This window comes from Enterococcus italicus DSM 15952 (assembly GCF_000185365.1).
In the GTDB taxonomy this organism is placed as follows: Bacteria; Bacillota; Bacilli; order Lactobacillales; family Enterococcaceae; genus Enterococcus_G; species Enterococcus_G italicus.
In genome coordinates this window covers 1,403,202-1,419,049 of record NZ_GL622241.1, presented here as the reverse complement: position 1 = coordinate 1,419,049, position 15,848 = coordinate 1,403,202, and the positions used below count along the sequence as shown (strand labels likewise).

Sequence of the window (15,848 nt, the reverse complement as noted above, 5' to 3'; positions counted from 1 at the left end):
TAAAAAAGCTGTAGATGAATAACGTTTAACTTGTTACTTTAAAAAAATCTCACAGAAAATTTTTTTCTTAAAAAAGATATTGATAAAATTATTTTCATATGATATATTCTAACCATAATAGAAAGCGTTTTAATAGGGGCGAAAAAATGAAAAAAAAATCGAAAGAAAATTGGGTTGCATTTGGTGATTCAATTACTTGGTACCATGGACAAAAATTCTTAGATTTTACAAAAGAGCCTGGAGTGAAAGTTAATGGTTACCAATACTATTTGGAAAAGGAGTTGGGAATTACTGTTAAAAATGAAGGAGTTTCGGGGGACACCATACAACAAATTTGCCAACGTTCCTTAAGATTTGATTTTTCAGATTTTTCAGGAGTGCTTTATTTTGGTGGCGTAAATAACTTTAATAAAATGCCTGATAGTACTTTTGGAAAAATCGAAGAAATTGATTCAGATTTTAATGAAGAAACATTTTGTGGAGCATATCAAAAGATGCTGGAGGATGTAATAGTACGGTATCCTGAAAAACGAATAATTTTAATTATTCCATATAAAGTCTATAAAAAAGAATTAGGCATTATGCCAGAGAAGTTTCCTCAAACAATTAAAAAAATTGCAAGCTTATATAGCTTGTCTTGCTGCGATTTATATTTTGAAAGCGGATTTAATATATTGAACTTTTCAACTTATTTTGTTGATGATGATGAAAAGGTCGGTTATTATTTCCATTTAAATAATTTAGGATATGAAAAAATATCGCAAAATTTAATTTCATTTTTAAAACCATTTATTAAGGAGGATGAATAATGGAGATGTCATTACACAAGGAAAAGAAAGTATTAAAAAGAAAAAAGAAAGAAAAAAAACAGTCTTTAAAGGTTAGGCTTAAAAAGAATTGGCCATTTCTAATTATGCTGTTAATACCGTTAATATTTTTAATTATATTCAACTATATTCCGATGTATGGAGTTCTCATTGCCTTTAAAAAATTTTCTCCAGGATTAGGAATTATGGACAGCCCTTGGAATAATTTTGAACATTTTAAAGTTATGTTTTCTGACTTTATGTTTATTAGAGCTTTCAAAAATACGTTATGGATTAGTATTTTAAAAATCATTATTGGATTCCCAGCACCAATTCTATTTGCTGTGGCACTAAATGAAATTCGTAATGTTCGTTTTAAAAAGGTGAATCAAATAATCTCTTATCTTCCTTATTTTATGTCTTGGGTTATTGTTGGTGCAATGGTAATTGAAGTCTTCTCACCAGACCGTGGTGTAGTAAATGAAATTGTTAAATTATTTGGTGGTAAGCCGATTCATTTTTTAGCTGATGAACATTGGTTTGTTCCGGTGTTAATTGGAACTGATATATGGAAGAGTATTGGTTATGGTGCTATTGTTTATTTGGCAGCTATGACTGGTGTGAATCCAGCATTGTATGAGGCTGCCGATTTAGATGGAGCTTCAAGAATGCAAAAAATTTGGAATGTTACACTTCCTTCCATTATGCCTATTATTTTAGTTATGTTTATTTTGCGCTTAGGTTCAGTGTTAAATGCTGGTTTTGATCAAATCTTAAATATGTACAATCCAAAAGTTTACGGAGTAGCCGATATTATTGATACATATGTGTATCGTGTAGGTTTAGAAAACTTCAATATGGATTACGCTACAGCTGTTGGATTATTTAAAAATATTGTTGGATTAGTTTTAGTAGTAGGATCTAATGGTATTGTTAAGAAATTAACTAATCAATCAATTATTTAGAAAGGATATTTATAGATGAAAAAATTAAAATCTAAAAGAAAAAAGAATACTGCGTTTGATTATGTGAATATGTTTTTAATACTTCTTTTTTCAATTATTATTTTGTATCCATTTTGGAACCAAATCGTCGTTTCGTTTACTGCAGCAGATGCAAGTTCGAGTTTAGGGATTTCTTTATGGCCAAAAAAATGGTCATTAGATGCTTATAAATATATTTTCAGCTATGGAAATGTAGGATTAGCATATTGGAACACTATTGTGCGTACGATTTTAGGAACGCTTATAACAGTGGCAGTGACAGTATTAGCAGCATATCCGCTATCAAGAAAGGATTTGCCTTTTAAGGGATTATTTATGGCTCTCTTTGTTATTGCTATGTTTGTTTCTGGTGGAATGATTCCAACATATTTATTGATAAAAAATATTGGACTAATCAACACAAGATGGGCATTAATTTTACCTGGCGTCTTAAACATTATGTATGTCATCATTACACGGAATTTTTTTACTAATATTAGTCCTGAAATTGAAGAGTCAGCAACTATGGATGGTGCCTCACCATTTCAAGTATTAATGAAGATTGTTTTACCTCTATCTAAACCTATTGTGGTGACAGTTGCGTTATGGACTGCAGTAGGACTATGGAATGAATGGTTTGCTGCGCAAATTTATGTTCAAGATAAGTCTTTACAAGTATTACAAACTTTGGTTCGTTCGATGATTATGGATGTGGATTCTACAAATTTACAAGCGCAAGTTTCTGGGGTAGGCATACAATCTTCTGAATTGCTACTAGCTAATGTACGCGCAGCAACAGTTATGGTTTCTATTGGACCAATCATTTTAGTGTACCCATTTGCTCAAAAATATTTTATTCAAGGATTGCAATTAGGTGCTGTGAAAGGGTAACAATGCATTTTATATAAAAATAAAGGAAGGGAAGAATTAAAGTATGAAAAAAATGAAAAAATTAGCAGGAGCAATGGCATTATTTTCGACAATGCTAATGCTGTCTGCATGTGGCGGAAAAAAAGCTGAATCGCCGTCTAAAACGGACGTAGATGTTAGCAAACTTCCAGAGGCAGGGGACTTTAGTGAAGAGATTCCTTTACAACTTTCTGGATCATTCACTAGGGGTAAAGTGGAAGATGGAAATTGGGTACAAAAAAAATTAGAAGAACAATTTAATATTAAAATTGAAAATACAAAAGTAGATACGTGGGATGCTCAACAAACTTCTGTTATGGTGGCTTCTGGAGATTTACCTGATGTGTTTGCCTTTACAACAGGAGGCATGAGTGCGGCTGATTATTATAATCAAGGTTTAACAAGAACAATTCCAAAAGCGATGCTTGAAAAGTATGCACCTAACTACTGTAAAATGTTGGATGAAGAAAATAATGGTCTTGGATGGAAAATGAATCTTGCTCCAGGAACAAAAGACGAATATGTATCATTACTAGGTCTTCAATCTCATACAGATGGTATTTTATGGGCACCAACTCTTCGTATGGACTGGATGGAGAAACTAGGAATTGAAATTCCAGAAGACGCTAAACCTGTCGGCGATAGTTCTAATAACGGAGATCGTATTTATATGACTTCAAAAAGTTACACAATTGAAGAGTTGGAAAAAATATTAACTGCATTTACTAAAAATGATCCAGATGAAAATGGAAAAGATGATACTTACGGTATGCTCCCTTGGAATGATAATAGTAATTGGAATAAAACTCTATTCGGCGCTTATGGCTTTGCTAAAGAAATGAATCTAGAAAACGATGGTAAATTAGTGAGTGTTGATATTTATGATGGTTATAAACAAGCTATGTTAAAATTAGCAGACTGGCAGAAAAAAGGACTTATTGATCCAGAATGGACAACTATGAAAGAAAAAACAGCTTGGGATAAATACAAGGCTGGAAAAATTGGTTACTGGGTTACTCAACGTGCTTATATTGCTCAAGAGGCTTGGACAGATGGACGAGCTCCTCAAAATATTTTAAAGGCAGATCCTAACGCTAAAGTTCTTGTTTGTGCTCCAGAAACAGGACCTGAAGGAAAACAAGGCGAGCCTTCATGGACACCAGTTACTTTACTTGGTGATGGAATGCAAATTTCTAAAAAAGTTACTGATGAACAATTAGCTCGTTATCTACAATTATTCGATTGGATGACATATAGTGATGATTCATACTGGACATTGTATGGTGAACCAGGAACTCACTCCGATTGGCAAGGTGAAGAGGGAAATTCTGCCTTAGTTGTTCGACCTGAATTTCCATCTGAAGAAGGTAATATGGGTTTTTGGGCATACAATTTCCGTTCATATCCTGGAAAACATTTAACTTGGTTAACTTATCCTAAGACCTTAGAGTTGATGAATGATTTCTTCAACAAACCTGAAGTTGTTGAAAAACTGGCCCTTCGCCCATATAAATACGATTTATTCCAAGAAACGGAACTTAAAGAACTAGGCGATCGGTATAATGCCCAACTTCAAACAATTTCTGATGAGTTCTTTATGAAGGGAATTGTAGGAGATATTGACATTGAAAAAAAATGGGATAGTTATGTTAAGCAATGGAAAGAAAGTGGTGGACAAGCGATTATGGACGAAAATGAAAAAGCGCCACTAGTTAGTGATTTAAGAGAAGGTAAAGTTAAATAATTAAATGGAGAGAACTGAATCATTTTGGTTCAGTTCTCTATTTATGTAATAAATAGACAACATAGAAAGAAGGATTAATTTGAAAAATAAGGTAAGTATTTTTTATCCTGGATTGAATGGCTCAAAAGCGTATAGAATACCAGCATTAATTAATACAAAGAAAAATATATTGTTAGCAACAAACGATGCAAGAATTGTAAATCAAAGGGATAATCCTAATAAAATAAATAGTGTTTTACGTCGAAGCTTTGATCAAGGAAAAAGTTGGGAACCTGTTCAAACGACTGTTTCATTTTTAGGAGAAGGATTGCAAGGACCAGCAGCAATTGACACCTGTTTATTGGAAGATCAAGAAACAGGAACTATTTTTATTATGTATTCCCATTCTCCAGGAGGCGTAGGGTGCTTAAAGAGTACACAAGGAAAAGGATTTTTAAAAACAGGAGAGAAACAATTAATTAATAATTTGCATCAACCATTTTATTTATCATCAGATGGTTCTGTATACGAATTAAAAAATAATAAAAAAACAGCTTATATTGTGGACTCTGAAGGACGTCTGTTTTTGAATGGCGAAGAAATCGGCACGATTTATGAGATCTTTGATGAAGAAAAAGATAATCATCTTTTTGAAATTTCGACTAGTTTTTTACAATTAATTAAGAGTAATGATCAAGGTAAAACTTGGTCGAAGCCAGTTGATTTGAATCTGCAAGTAAAAGACGAATGGATGCGATTTATCGGTTCAGGACCTGGAGTAGGTATTCAATTGAAACATGGAGGATATAAAGGCCGATTGTTATTTCCTATGTACTACACCAATGGCACTAACTTTTTCTCTTGTGGTTTAATTTATAGTGACGATCATGGAGTAACTTGGCAACGTGGGAAGTCTCCTAATGATGGACGCAAAATGGACGCAACGGATTTTTCTAGTGAATTGCTTGGAAATGATAGTCACAAATATGAACTAACTGAAAATCAAGTTGTAGAACTTAATGACGGCACGGTTGTGTTATATATGAGAAATCATTATTATAAAGGTTGTGTTTGCAAAGCGGAAAGTCATGATGGAGGACAGACTTTTGGAGAGGTTTCTTTTGTAGAAGAGTTAACCAATCCTATTTGTCAATTTAGTATTATTAAATATAATGATAGTAGTGCACCTGAAAAAGATATATTAGTGTTTGTTGGACCAGATTCTGCAACAGAGAGAAAATATGGAACAGTAAAATTAAGTTTTGATGGAGGAAAAACATGGCCATATGAAAAATGTTTTGAACATGGAGAGTTTATGTATTCTTCTGTAACTCAATTGGGAAACGGCAATTTAGGTATTATCTATGAAGGCGAAGAAGAAAAAAGTGGTTTAGTTGAATCGATTTATTTAGAATTATCACTTGAAGAAATTATGGCATAAACTGCAAGAGGGGGAGTTCGGCAATGTTTCATCCAGACAGTCCATTAATGAAAGTATTAACATGGTTATCACAACTAGTAGAGATTCAATTCTGGTGGGTGATAGGCGTACTAAGAGGATTTATTATTGCCGGGATTTTTCCTGCAACTTTTGCAATGTTCGCAACATCTAGAAGTCTTATTCGGGGAGGAGAAACTTTCTCTATTCGAAAAAAATTTTTTGAAAGTTATAAACAAGATTTTAAAAATGCTAATTTAGTTGGTTATTTTTGGTTAGCTATTGAAATACTAGTAGTTGTCAATTTTCGTTCTTCTTTGTTACTAAGTGGAACAATAGGAACAGCTTTTTTTTGGATATCTTATGCCGTAGTAGTAGTGTGGAGTCTTGTTGGAATATATACGATTCCAGTTTATTCTCAGTTTGATATTCCTTTAAAAGAATTGTTTAGACATGTTATCGTTGTGATGTTATCCTCCCCAATACACACATTGGCTATGTTTATTATTTTTTTTATAATAAGTTGGCTTATTAAAAAATCTTTAATTTTACTTTTCCTTATTGCTTTTGCTGCAGTCTGTGATTTGATAATGCGAATTGCCAATCATAGATTTAAAAAAATTGAAAAAAAGATAACGCGTTAAATGTGCGGTATCTTTTTTTGTAAATAAAAGAAAATTATTTTCTCTAATATGTTATTGATAAAATTATTTTCAAGAAGTATAATGAGTAGAGAAAACGAATACAAAGGAGAAAATAATGATATATGATGATGTTACTCACATCCATCGCTATCTAAATATCCATCCTAATCTTGATATTGCAATCAAATTTTTAAAATCAAAAGATTTAAATAGTTTATCTTTGGGAGATCATGTAATAAAGCAAGATGAAATATGGTGTACTGTTATGGAAGCTAGTACAAAAAAGAAAATGATATTACTTATGAAGTTCATCATAACTTTATGGATATTCAAATAGATATAATAGGATCTGAGAAGATTTTAATAGGAAATAATGATTATAAAACGGTTAGTTTCAATGATGAGACGGATTTTGGAGTATGTGAAGCAAGCCTTGCTCAAAGCATAGCTTTGAAAGTTAATACTTTTTTAATGATTTTTCCTTATGAAGCACATAAACCAACGTTGATAAACGAAAAAGAAAAGACTATAAAAAAATTAGTTTGTAAAGTCAAAATGACATAGAAAGCAGGTGAAATAATGAATAATGTGCAAAATATTAAAGGAAAACTCGTTGTTTCTTGTCAAGCTTTACCAGATGAACCCCTACATTCTTCTTTTATAATGGGAAGGATGGCAAAAGCTGCTAAAATGGGTGGAGCTGCAGGCATTAGGGCTAATACAAAAGAAGACATAGCTGAGATTAAAAAAGTTGTTAATCTTCCTGTTATTGGAATTGTTAAGAGAAACTATAGTGATTCAGAAATTTATATCACAGCTACTATGAAAGAAATTGATGAATTAATGGAGGTCAAACCAGACATTATTGCTTTAGATGTCTCACAAAAATTGCGTCCTAATGGATTAACATTAGAAGAGTTTTATAGTCAAATTAGGAGAAAATATCCTAAACAAAAATTAATGGCGGATAGTTCAACTTTAGAAGAGGCTTGTTATGCTGATACTCTTGGTTTTGATTTTATTGGAACAACGATGATTGGCTATACTTCTCAAAGCAAGGGACTAAAAGTTGATAAAGACGATTTTGCTATTATTAAAAATATTTTGAGTAAAGTGAAACATCCGGTAATTGCTGAAGGAAATATTAATACTCCTGAAAAAGCCAAGCGTGTTTTAGAGTTGGGGTGTTATAGTGTAGTAGTCGGCTCTGCAATTACACGTCCACAATTGATTACTCAAAATTTTGTAGAATCAATAAATTGTATATAAGAAGGGTGAAAAATAAAATGAGAAATTTAAGTAGATATGAAGGAATTATTCCAGCGTTTTATGCGTGCTATGATGAAAATGGAGAAATTAGTGCAGAAGGTGTGAGAGCGTTAACGCAGTATCATCTAGACAAAGGAGTCAAAGGTGTATATGTTAACGGTTCTTCTGGAGAATGTATTTATTTGTCTGTTGAAGATCGAAAAAAAGTCTTAGAAAATGTTATGGCAGTTGCAAAAGGGGAAATGACAGTAATTTGCCACGTTGCTTGTAACAATAAAAAAGATAGCCAAGAATTGGCAAAACACGCAGAAAGCCTAGGTGTTGATGCAATTGCTTCTATCCCTCCTATTTATTTTAAACTACCTGAATACGGAATCGCAGACTATTGGAATGCTATGAGTTCAGCTGCTCCAAATACAGACTTTATAATCTATAATATTCCTCAACTTGCAGGTGTCCAACTAACAACTAACTTGTACGCTGAAATGAGAAAAAATCCTAAAGTTATTGGGGTAAAAAATTCTTCTATGCCAGTTCAAGATATTCAAATGTTTGTCGCTGATGGTGGTGAGGATTATATTGTTTTTAATGGTCCGGACGAACAGTTTATTTCAGGGCGTGTAATGGGAGCCAGAGCTGGAATCGGGGGCACTTATGGAGCGATGCCAGAACTATTTTTAAAATTAGATAATTTAATTGAAAATAAAGACTATGAAACTGCACGTAAATTACAATATGCTATTAATGAAATTATTTATAAAATGGTTTCTGGATATGGCAACATGTATGCAGTGATTAAAGAAATATTGCGTATTAATGAAGGCTTAAATATTGGCGGAGTACGTGAACCATTAACTAATTTAAATGAATCAGATATTGCAATTGCTAAAGAAGCAGCTATGATGATTCAAAAAACCAAAAAAGAATTTTTATAATTACTGGAGTTGCATATGAAAAAATTTGTTGTTTGTGATATTGGAGGAACGTCAATTAAATATGGTATCGTAAACGAATTGGGAAGTTTTTTAAGTAAATCTAGCATAAGGACGCAATCAGAATTAGGTGGGCCTTTTATTATAGAAACCATAAAAAAAATTGTGCATGAAACTATCCAAATACACAATATTTCGGGCATTTGTTTATCATCAGCAGGAATGATTGATCCAGAGAAAGGGGAAGTCTTTTTCTCTGGCCCAACAATCCCCAATTTTAAAGGTACTGCTTTTAAAAGAGTGTTAGAAAAGGAATTTTCTATTCCATGTGAAGTTGAAAATGATGTTAATTGTGCGGGGTTATGTGAAGTGATTTCTGGAAGTGGAAAAAATAGTCAATCTACTTTGTGCCTAACCATTGGGACAGGAATCGGTGGAAGCTTTTTTCAAAAAGAAAAGTTATACAATGGGTATAGTTTTTCTGCTTGTGAAATAGGCTATATGCATCTACGAAATAGTAATTTTCAAAAATTAGCTTCTACTACTAGTCTAGTTGAAAACGTCTCAAAACGTAAGGGCGAGTCTGTTACTAATTGGAACGGTGAAAAAATTTTTTCTTTAGCTAAAGAAAACGATAAGGTATGTAAAGAATCAATTGAAGAAATGTGTGAATTTTTAGGAGAAGGAATAAGTAATTTATGCTATGCTTTTAACCCTGAGACAGTCGTACTTGGCGGTGGCATAATGAGTCAGAAGTCTTATTTGGAACCAATAATACGAAAATCTTTAGAAAAATATTTATTTGAAGTTGTGTTGAACAAAACAAAAATTACTTTCGCAACTTATGAAAATAGCGCGGGTATGTTAGGTGCTTTCTATCATTTTAAGCAACGTCAACCTATAATGTTTAAAGAGGTATAATTATGAAAGTTAGTTTTTTAGATTCCAATCAGCGTTACGATGTATCGAAAGCGTTGTTTAATACTAAGACTTTCAAAAAAGTAGAAAACGCCATTATTTGGAAAGCGGATTGTTTATTTTTCCAAGTTGGCGTTTTTCTCTCATTTGATGGTCCAGTTGTTATAGAAGAATCGCTGTCAAGTAATTATCACATTGATGTTTATCATGTTGAAAAAACTGAGGCTTATGTAGGAGAATATCTTGGGTACGGTAGTAAAACGAGAAAACTTCCATTTAAAACAGAAAATAATTATAAAAAAGTTTATGACATGTTAACACCATATAGACAAGAAACTTTAAAAAATGGTTGGCATACCTGAATAATTCATAGCTTTAAATTTAAGCTATTTTTTTGAACAAAGTGCTTATATTTAAATTAGGCAGATACATTCTTCCAAAATAATGTGTTTTCGAACAGGATATATACGGAAGAAGGCTATAATAAAAATTATTTGTCTATTTAAGGGCAGACTGACCCCTTGGAAAAATAGGTTAAAAATTTTTACGATAACTAGCCTAAATCCATTGCCTAGATCGCCGTAGGCGTTCAAAAACCTTATAAAATTCAGTTTGATACACATGATAACTCGACAGTTTGAGATAGACTTGTCTACCTGTTTTAACGAGTTTTCCGGCAACTTTAAGCAATGTCAATCGTATAGAATGAATCGTTATCCCCCGATTCACTTGTTCAAATCCAATGGTCTTTAAAAAATTGACGAGGTTGTAAGCCAGGACACTGATCATCATTCTGACATGATTTTCCAGGAAACGCGGACTATCTGTTTTGTCAAAATAAAAGCCTGATTTCGCTTCTTTGATGAAATTTTCCATTGTTCCACGCTTGCCGTAAAGAGAGAATATGACTTCAGGCGAGACATTATCGGATAGATTCGTCACAATGAATGCGTGGTGAAAAAGAAGCTCTCCTGCTTCACGGATTGATCGAATACAAACGCGACGGGGTTTTGACCAAGATTGTGCTTGATAAGGGAGTGAAAAATACTGTATTTCTCGGTCTTCCCATTTTTTATTATCCCCATAAAGAACAGAGTGTTCAGCTAACTGACTTAACCTCCGATTGCTCTTTAATCGGATAACGTACTGGCTTTCAGTTGCTTCACAAGATTCATACACCTCTGGTGTGGCGAAGCCGCTGTCACCCCGAACCAATATCTCGGTATGAGGTAACGTGCTCTTGTAGTGGTGTAACAGCGGGTCGATAAAGGCTTTTACCCCTTTAGACGTGTACTGATTGCCTGAACGCAGTTCAGCTTTTAGGAAATCTCCGGTCAATCCGTCAAATGCAACTAATGGGTGATAGCCGTAGGTTTGATAATGGGCATTATAATCTGTTTGTTCTTGGCGTCCAAAGGTATCCGAATGTGTGGAATCGACATCAATGATTAACTCGGTGTCATTGCGAATCAAACGCGCTTTATCAATCAGCGACTGATTTAATGCTTGGAGTTGATCCATGTTCTCCTCGGTGAAACGATCTAAAAACCGTGAGATTGACGATTGTGAGGCCAACTCTTTTTTACCGAGTACAGCTTGAAAGACTGGATCCTGTCTTAATAGATTAGCTGATGAGTCTGCCGAGTACCCAGCAATTAACTGCATAATGAGTTGTTCTAATATCGCTAAGTTATCATGTGTGAAGTAAACACGTTTGTCTTTAATATGGAGCCACTGTTTAGCTACGTGTGAAAAGTCGAAGGTATTCATCACCTCTTTAACTAAGACCAAACCCGAATCACTCGATAAGCGACCACCTGTATGTGAAATAGTCAAATTTGAATTGAATTCTACCTGGTTTTTGTGTAAGCTAGTCATGAGAAGAACTCCTTTCTTATGGTTGGTTTCGACACCTTTACCATATCAGAATGGGGTTCTTTTTGCATCACTTAACAGGTGAAAATGAAAAAGTAAATGAAGACTGCCGTTAGGCAGTTTCAGACGGTTTGAAGTCAAAGTATGAATTATTCAGGGGCATATATTTATTGTTAAACTTACTACGAACGAAAATTGTGAAATGGGACTGTACGATTTACCAATTGTTTTCTCCCAAAAAGAGGAAAAAAAAGAAGTAGTAATACAACTAAATGTAATAGATAAAGTGATGCCCAAATCAAAAGATTATCATCAGATTTTTGAATGTGAACTATGGCAATATCCTTATCGGATAGCTGAATATTTTAATGTTGAGCCCTTTTCTCAAGAACATTTTTTGTATTTAAAAAAAGATTTATTGTTTTATAAAGAACTTGGCGGAGATATTACAACTTGTTCAATTTGTGAAGATCCATGGGGAGGACAAACATATGGAAACTCTGAAATACGTTACCCTTCTATGATTAAATGGATAAAAGAGGAGAATAATTTTAGTTTTGATTATCAAGACTTTGATAAATGGGTTTCATGGATGGACTCTCAAGGCATGGCAAGGAAAATTCGCCTTTTTAGTATTTCTCCGTGGCACGAAGGTTTTTATTTTTATGAAAATAATCGTTTGATATATGAAAAATACAAAATAGGGAGCGAAAGATTTAATAAATTATGGCAAGTTTTCTTAATAGATTTATATCATCATTTAAAAGAAAAAATGGTGGAATAAATGCTATTTAAGTATAGATGAACGTGGAATTCATCAAGAAGTTTTTGATCTTCTCGATGAATTGCAGACCACTGAAGGCATCAATTTTAAACTTTTTGGATGCGTTGATAACGTAAAAGCTCATTATAAGTATCTTTCGTATTTTACAGATCTATCTATTAGTGACACGTCATTAGATAAATCTGAAGCAAATAATCAGGGGAAAAAATATATAAAAGGTAGTCTTTCGATTTATTCTTGTACAGAACATTTTCCAGGAAATTACCTTTATTCTAGCCCATGGGAAAGTTTTTGGTCAGTGATAAACGCAGGGAAGAATTCTAATGGTTTTTTACGTTGGGCTTATGATGCATGGGTCGAAAATCCTCAAGTAGATGCAACACACAATGCGTTTGAAACAGGAGATTGTTTTTTAGTCTACCCACAAGAAAAAACAAATATTGTTTCCTCTTTGCGACTAATGAAGATGCAAGAAGCTTTTCAAATGATTATAAAGCTAAAACAATTGTCTTCTCAATCTTTAACTTTAAAAAGGTAAATAAATGTGATGTTCGATGGGTTGGAAGGACAGGCGATTATAACCAAAGACCCTTACGGTGAAAGAGAAAAATATAATAAAATAAAAAAAGAACTAACAAACTTTATAAAGCAGTTTGAGATACTGCAAAACAAATTAGGAGAAATTTAATGGAGACTATTCTTTTAGGACAGAAAAAAATTTTTGATAATCCGCAATATACATCATATCTTGTTGAAGATGATTCTGTTTTGTCAATAAATGAAGGTGTAGCTTTTGGAAAAAAATGTGGAGAAACAATACTTCGTATTACGGATGAAGCGAGTGATAAATCAAGATCTATTAGTATTTGTGTTAAACAGGCAAATACCTATCAAGTCTCGATACCAGAATACGATCTTTCAAAACAGTATCAATCTATCATAGAGAAATCTCCACACACCTCAAGACAATATCTTGGGCAACCTGATTTAACTCAAACTAAAACTGGAAGATTAATAATAGCGTATCCTATTGGTCATGGGAAAGGACCCATTGTGATGAAAATAAGTGATGACCAAGGCAAAACGTGGCAAGAAAAGTTTGACATACCAAAATCATGGGAAGATTCACAAGAAACGCCAACAATCCATACATTACAAAAAAGTGATGGTCAAGAAATAATTATTATGATTAGTGCATGTCCTGGAGTTTGGGGTAATTATACAACAGGCTGGAATACTTCAATTTCAATAGATAATGGTGATACTTGGAGTGAGTATAAGCACTGGCATTCGATTTTGCCTAATGGCGAAAAAAATTTTTGTATTGTAGCCATGGCGAGTCTAATTCAATTAAAGGATAAAAATGGAAAATGGATTGACGAATGGTTAGGGGTGTATCAAGATAATGAGTTTATAAACTATAAAACGCACCTTACCTTTGATGAAAGTGGAGAAGAATGCTGGAGCGATCCTGAACCTTATTTAAACGACTATCGTCAGTTGGAAAAAGAGTATCAAATATGCGAGGTCGGAATGATTAGAAATAATCAACAAATTATTGGGTTTTGCCGAAGTCAATCTCATCGTCATTTATCAACGTATATTATTTCTAAAGATGAAGGAAATACTTGGTCGAAGCCCAAATTTTTACCTGCTTATTTAGCTGGAGAACGTCACAAACCTTTCTTTGATCCAATAACTGGAATCCTTTTAGTTTCATTTCGCGAAATTCGTTACGATTTAAACGGAACGGGATTTATTGAAGATGAAGAGGATTGGAAAGCAGGAAACTGGATGCTTTGGGCGGGCAATATTTCAGATGCAATTAAAAATAAAAACTCAGGATTTCGGATTTGCTTAGGAAAAGATTTTTCTCCTAATGTTAATGGAGGAGATACAGGTTATGCTGGCGCTGCCACATTTAAGGATGGAAAAATAGTATTAGTTAGCTACGGCCATTGGGACGAATCATTTTCGAAAAATTGGGAAGGTGATGTTAGAACAGATCTTTGCTATATTCAGCAAGTTTCTTTTAAACTGGAAGAACTAATGAACGATTTTTATAGTAAAGATTACTAATTTCTCCCATACTGATATTAAACCACTATAGGAGGTATGAAATGACTATTGAGCAAGAAATTCAAGATAACTACTTAAATTTTTCCGAAAAAGAAAAACAAATTGCCACTTTCTTATTGAACCACGCTGATACCATAGCTAATATTAATATTTCTAGACTAGCAGAATTAACAGGGACTTCAGGAGCAACCATAACTAGGTTTGCTAGAAAATTAAACTGTGAAAGTTTTGTAGAGTTAAAAATAAAGTTAAATGTCAGAAGAGACACTCTATTGTCAAAATCATCAGATACTATAAAAGATACTGTTTATAATTATTATTATACAGTAATTAAAAAAACAGAGGGAATGACGGATTTAGACCAACTACAAGATGTTGTGAAAAAAATTAAGTCCGCTAAAAGAATTTTTGTTTTCGGAGTTGGAAGTTCAGGCTTAAGTGGTGCTGAATTTTCTCAGCGCTTATTACGAATGGGATTAAATACTATTAGTAGTGCAGATTCTCATATGATGGTAATCAATTCTTCTATTACTGGGCCTGGAGATTTAGTGTTTGGTATTTCTGCTTCTGGTGAAACAAAAGAAGTCAATAATGCAATGAAACTGGCAAAAGAAAATAAGGCTACTATTGTTGGAATGACCTGTTTTCCTAAAAGTGCTTTAGGAAATATTTCAGATATTCTAATTCAAGGATATAGTTCTTTATTTGTAGGAAATGATAATTTTATTAATACACAGTTTTCTATTATGTATCAAATTGATCTTCTATCAACTATTTTGCTAGAAGATAAGACGTTAAGTAAAAAGATGAGTAGAACTATTTCAGCAATTACAAAACAATAAAATGGTAGGAGTATATATGACATTGACATCTTTAGTTAATTATTTTGAATCATTAGAGACATTGCATGTAAATACATTACCTCAGAGAAGTTACTTTATTCCATTTTCTAATTTAGACAAAGAAAAGGACCCTCTTAAGAGAGAAGATTCAAGTTTATTTAAAAACTTAAATGGAAATTGGGATTTTGAATATTGTTCAAATGTAAGATCAGTGAAAGTGGATGAGTGGCTTAATAAAACTACGATATTTTCTAAAAAGATTCCTGTGCCAAGCGTTTGGCAGATGTACGGATACGATTATAATCAATATACCAATGTGAGATATCCGATTCCATATAATCCTCCATATGTTCCAGAGGATAATCCAGTAGGAATTTATCGTCGCAATTTTAATATTGAAAGTCTTCAGAATGATATTACGTTACATTTTGAAGGAGTTGATTCTTGTTTTTATGTATACATTAATGGGAAATTTGTCGGATTTTCTCAAATTAGTCATGCTCAGCAAGCGTTCGATATTAATTCTGGTTCTGTTGCAAAGTTTTAAATAAAGAATAAAATCCCTTACGGTATCTATGATTTAGGCTGTTATTCCCATTAATACCTTGATTTCAGTAGACACCGAAAAGCCGAAGAGAGTGCCTTC

At 33.1% G+C, this 15,848-nt stretch carries 15 protein-coding genes and 2 pseudogenes; 16 read left to right on the top strand and 1 reads right to left on the bottom strand.

Features of this window, described 5'->3' with window-relative positions; genetic code table 11:
• Window positions 1–146 precede the first annotated feature (146 nt).
• From HMPREF9088_RS06665 to HMPREF9088_RS06610, 11 genes and pseudogenes are all read left to right on the top strand, one after another.
• Complete coding sequence (locus HMPREF9088_RS06665) at window positions 147–809, top strand: SGNH/GDSL hydrolase family protein (protein WP_040366629.1); 663 nt, start codon at window positions 147–149, stop codon at window positions 807–809.
• Complete coding sequence (locus tag HMPREF9088_RS06660; RefSeq protein ID WP_007208407.1) at window positions 809–1,771, top strand: ABC transporter permease; 963 nt, start codon at window positions 809–811, stop codon at window positions 1,769–1,771. The genes HMPREF9088_RS06665 and HMPREF9088_RS06660 overlap by 1 nt, the downstream gene beginning before the upstream one ends.
• 15 nt (window positions 1,772–1,786) lie before the next feature.
• Window positions 1,787–2,680 carry a carbohydrate ABC transporter permease gene (locus tag HMPREF9088_RS06655; protein WP_007208406.1) on the top strand — a complete coding sequence of 298 codons (894 nt, stop codon included), beginning with the start codon at window positions 1,787–1,789 and terminating at the stop codon, window positions 2,678–2,680.
• A gap of 43 nt (window positions 2,681–2,723) precedes the next feature.
• Window positions 2,724–4,442 carry a type 2 periplasmic-binding domain-containing protein gene (locus HMPREF9088_RS06650; protein ID WP_007208405.1) on the top strand — a complete coding sequence of 573 codons (1,719 nt, stop codon included), beginning with the start codon at window positions 2,724–2,726 and terminating at the stop codon, window positions 4,440–4,442.
• 79 nt (window positions 4,443–4,521) lie between these two features.
• On the top strand, window positions 4,522–5,862 hold the full coding sequence (locus HMPREF9088_RS06645) for a sialidase family protein (protein WP_007208404.1): 1,341 nt from the start codon (window positions 4,522–4,524) through the stop codon (window positions 5,860–5,862).
• 23 nt (window positions 5,863–5,885) lie between these two features.
• A complete protein-coding gene (locus HMPREF9088_RS06640; protein WP_007208403.1) occupies window positions 5,886–6,503 on the top strand; it encodes a YesL family protein in 618 nt (205 codons plus the stop codon).
• A 115-nt stretch (window positions 6,504–6,618) separates the two neighbouring features.
• A pseudogene (locus tag HMPREF9088_RS12670) lies at window positions 6,619–7,067 on the top strand (NanQ anomerase/TabA/YiaL family protein).
• Window positions 7,068–7,082: 15 nt separating this feature from the next.
• Window positions 7,083–7,772: an N-acetylmannosamine-6-phosphate 2-epimerase gene (locus tag HMPREF9088_RS06625; RefSeq protein ID WP_007208400.1), complete on the top strand. Its 690-nt coding sequence runs from the start codon at window positions 7,083–7,085 to the stop codon at window positions 7,770–7,772.
• A gap of 17 nt (window positions 7,773–7,789) precedes the next feature.
• Entirely contained in the window at window positions 7,790–8,707 is a 918-nt protein-coding gene (locus HMPREF9088_RS06620; RefSeq protein ID WP_040366623.1) for a dihydrodipicolinate synthase family protein, read from the top strand.
• A 15-nt stretch (window positions 8,708–8,722) separates the two neighbouring features.
• Window positions 8,723–9,625 carry an ROK family protein gene (locus HMPREF9088_RS06615; RefSeq protein WP_007208398.1) on the top strand — a complete coding sequence of 301 codons (903 nt, stop codon included), beginning with the start codon at window positions 8,723–8,725 and terminating at the stop codon, window positions 9,623–9,625.
• A gap of 2 nt (window positions 9,626–9,627) precedes the next feature.
• Entirely contained in the window at window positions 9,628–9,984 is a 357-nt protein-coding gene (locus tag HMPREF9088_RS06610; RefSeq protein ID WP_007208397.1) for a hypothetical protein, read from the top strand.
• A 196-nt stretch (window positions 9,985–10,180) separates the two neighbouring features.
• Here the strand turns inward: HMPREF9088_RS06610 and HMPREF9088_RS06605 are convergent, their stop codons facing one another.
• Entirely contained in the window at window positions 10,181–11,500 is a 1,320-nt protein-coding gene (locus HMPREF9088_RS06605) for an IS1380 family transposase (RefSeq protein ID WP_007208396.1), read from the bottom strand.
• A gap of 199 nt (window positions 11,501–11,699) precedes the next feature.
• Between HMPREF9088_RS06605 and HMPREF9088_RS12665 the strand changes: the two are divergent.
• The 5 genes and pseudogenes from HMPREF9088_RS12665 to HMPREF9088_RS06580 all read left to right on the top strand — a co-directional run bounded on the left by HMPREF9088_RS12665 (window position 11,700) and on the right by HMPREF9088_RS06580 (window position 15,749).
• A pseudogene (locus HMPREF9088_RS12665) lies at window positions 11,700–12,819 on the top strand (DUF4091 domain-containing protein).
• A 9-nt stretch (window positions 12,820–12,828) separates the two neighbouring features.
• The gene (locus HMPREF9088_RS12225; RefSeq protein ID WP_007208393.1) at window positions 12,829–12,969 is read left to right on the top strand and encodes a hypothetical protein; all 141 of its coding nucleotides are present in this window, start codon (window positions 12,829–12,831) and stop codon (window positions 12,967–12,969) included.
• The gene (locus HMPREF9088_RS06590) at window positions 12,969–14,360 is read left to right on the top strand and encodes a sialidase family protein (RefSeq protein WP_007208392.1); all 1,392 of its coding nucleotides are present in this window, start codon (window positions 12,969–12,971) and stop codon (window positions 14,358–14,360) included. The genes HMPREF9088_RS12225 and HMPREF9088_RS06590 overlap by 1 nt, the downstream gene beginning before the upstream one ends.
• Before the next feature lie 41 nt (window positions 14,361–14,401).
• Window positions 14,402–15,202, top strand: coding sequence for a MurR/RpiR family transcriptional regulator (locus HMPREF9088_RS06585; protein ID WP_007208391.1), 801 nt, complete (start codon window positions 14,402–14,404; stop codon window positions 15,200–15,202).
• Between the two features lie 22 nt (window positions 15,203–15,224).
• Window positions 15,225–15,749, top strand: a complete 525-nt coding sequence (locus HMPREF9088_RS06580; RefSeq protein ID WP_169309445.1) for a sugar-binding domain-containing protein — start codon at window positions 15,225–15,227, stop codon at window positions 15,747–15,749.
• Window positions 15,750–15,848 lie beyond the last annotated feature (99 nt).

Bases quoted from the DNA above. Each gene is read 5' to 3' on its own strand.
- HMPREF9088_RS06640 (WP_007208403.1), top strand. From the start codon at position 5,886: ATGTTTCATCCAGACAGTCCATTAATGAAAGTATTAACATGGTTATCA.
- HMPREF9088_RS06590 (WP_007208392.1), top strand. From the start codon at position 12,969: ATGGAGACTATTCTTTTAGGACAGAAAAAAATTTTTGATAATCCGCAA.
- HMPREF9088_RS06655 (WP_007208406.1), top strand. From the start codon at position 1,787: ATGAAAAAATTAAAATCTAAAAGAAAAAAGAATACTGCGTTTGATTAT.
- HMPREF9088_RS12225 (WP_007208393.1), top strand. From the start codon at position 12,829: ATGTTCGATGGGTTGGAAGGACAGGCGATTATAACCAAAGACCCTTAC.
- HMPREF9088_RS06665 (WP_040366629.1), top strand. From the start codon at position 147: ATGAAAAAAAAATCGAAAGAAAATTGGGTTGCATTTGGTGATTCAATT.
- HMPREF9088_RS06625 (WP_007208400.1), top strand. From the start codon at position 7,083: ATGAATAATGTGCAAAATATTAAAGGAAAACTCGTTGTTTCTTGTCAA.
- HMPREF9088_RS06650 (WP_007208405.1), top strand. From the start codon at position 2,724: ATGAAAAAAATGAAAAAATTAGCAGGAGCAATGGCATTATTTTCGACA.
- HMPREF9088_RS06660 (WP_007208407.1), top strand. From the start codon at position 809: ATGGAGATGTCATTACACAAGGAAAAGAAAGTATTAAAAAGAAAAAAG.
- HMPREF9088_RS06605 (WP_007208396.1), bottom strand. From the start codon at position 11,500: ATGACTAGCTTACACAAAAACCAGGTAGAATTCAATTCAAATTTGACT.
- HMPREF9088_RS06585 (WP_007208391.1), top strand. From the start codon at position 14,402: ATGACTATTGAGCAAGAAATTCAAGATAACTACTTAAATTTTTCCGAA.
- HMPREF9088_RS06610 (WP_007208397.1), top strand. From the start codon at position 9,628: ATGAAAGTTAGTTTTTTAGATTCCAATCAGCGTTACGATGTATCGAAA.
- HMPREF9088_RS06620 (WP_040366623.1), top strand. From the start codon at position 7,790: ATGAGAAATTTAAGTAGATATGAAGGAATTATTCCAGCGTTTTATGCG.
- HMPREF9088_RS06615 (WP_007208398.1), top strand. From the start codon at position 8,723: ATGAAAAAATTTGTTGTTTGTGATATTGGAGGAACGTCAATTAAATAT.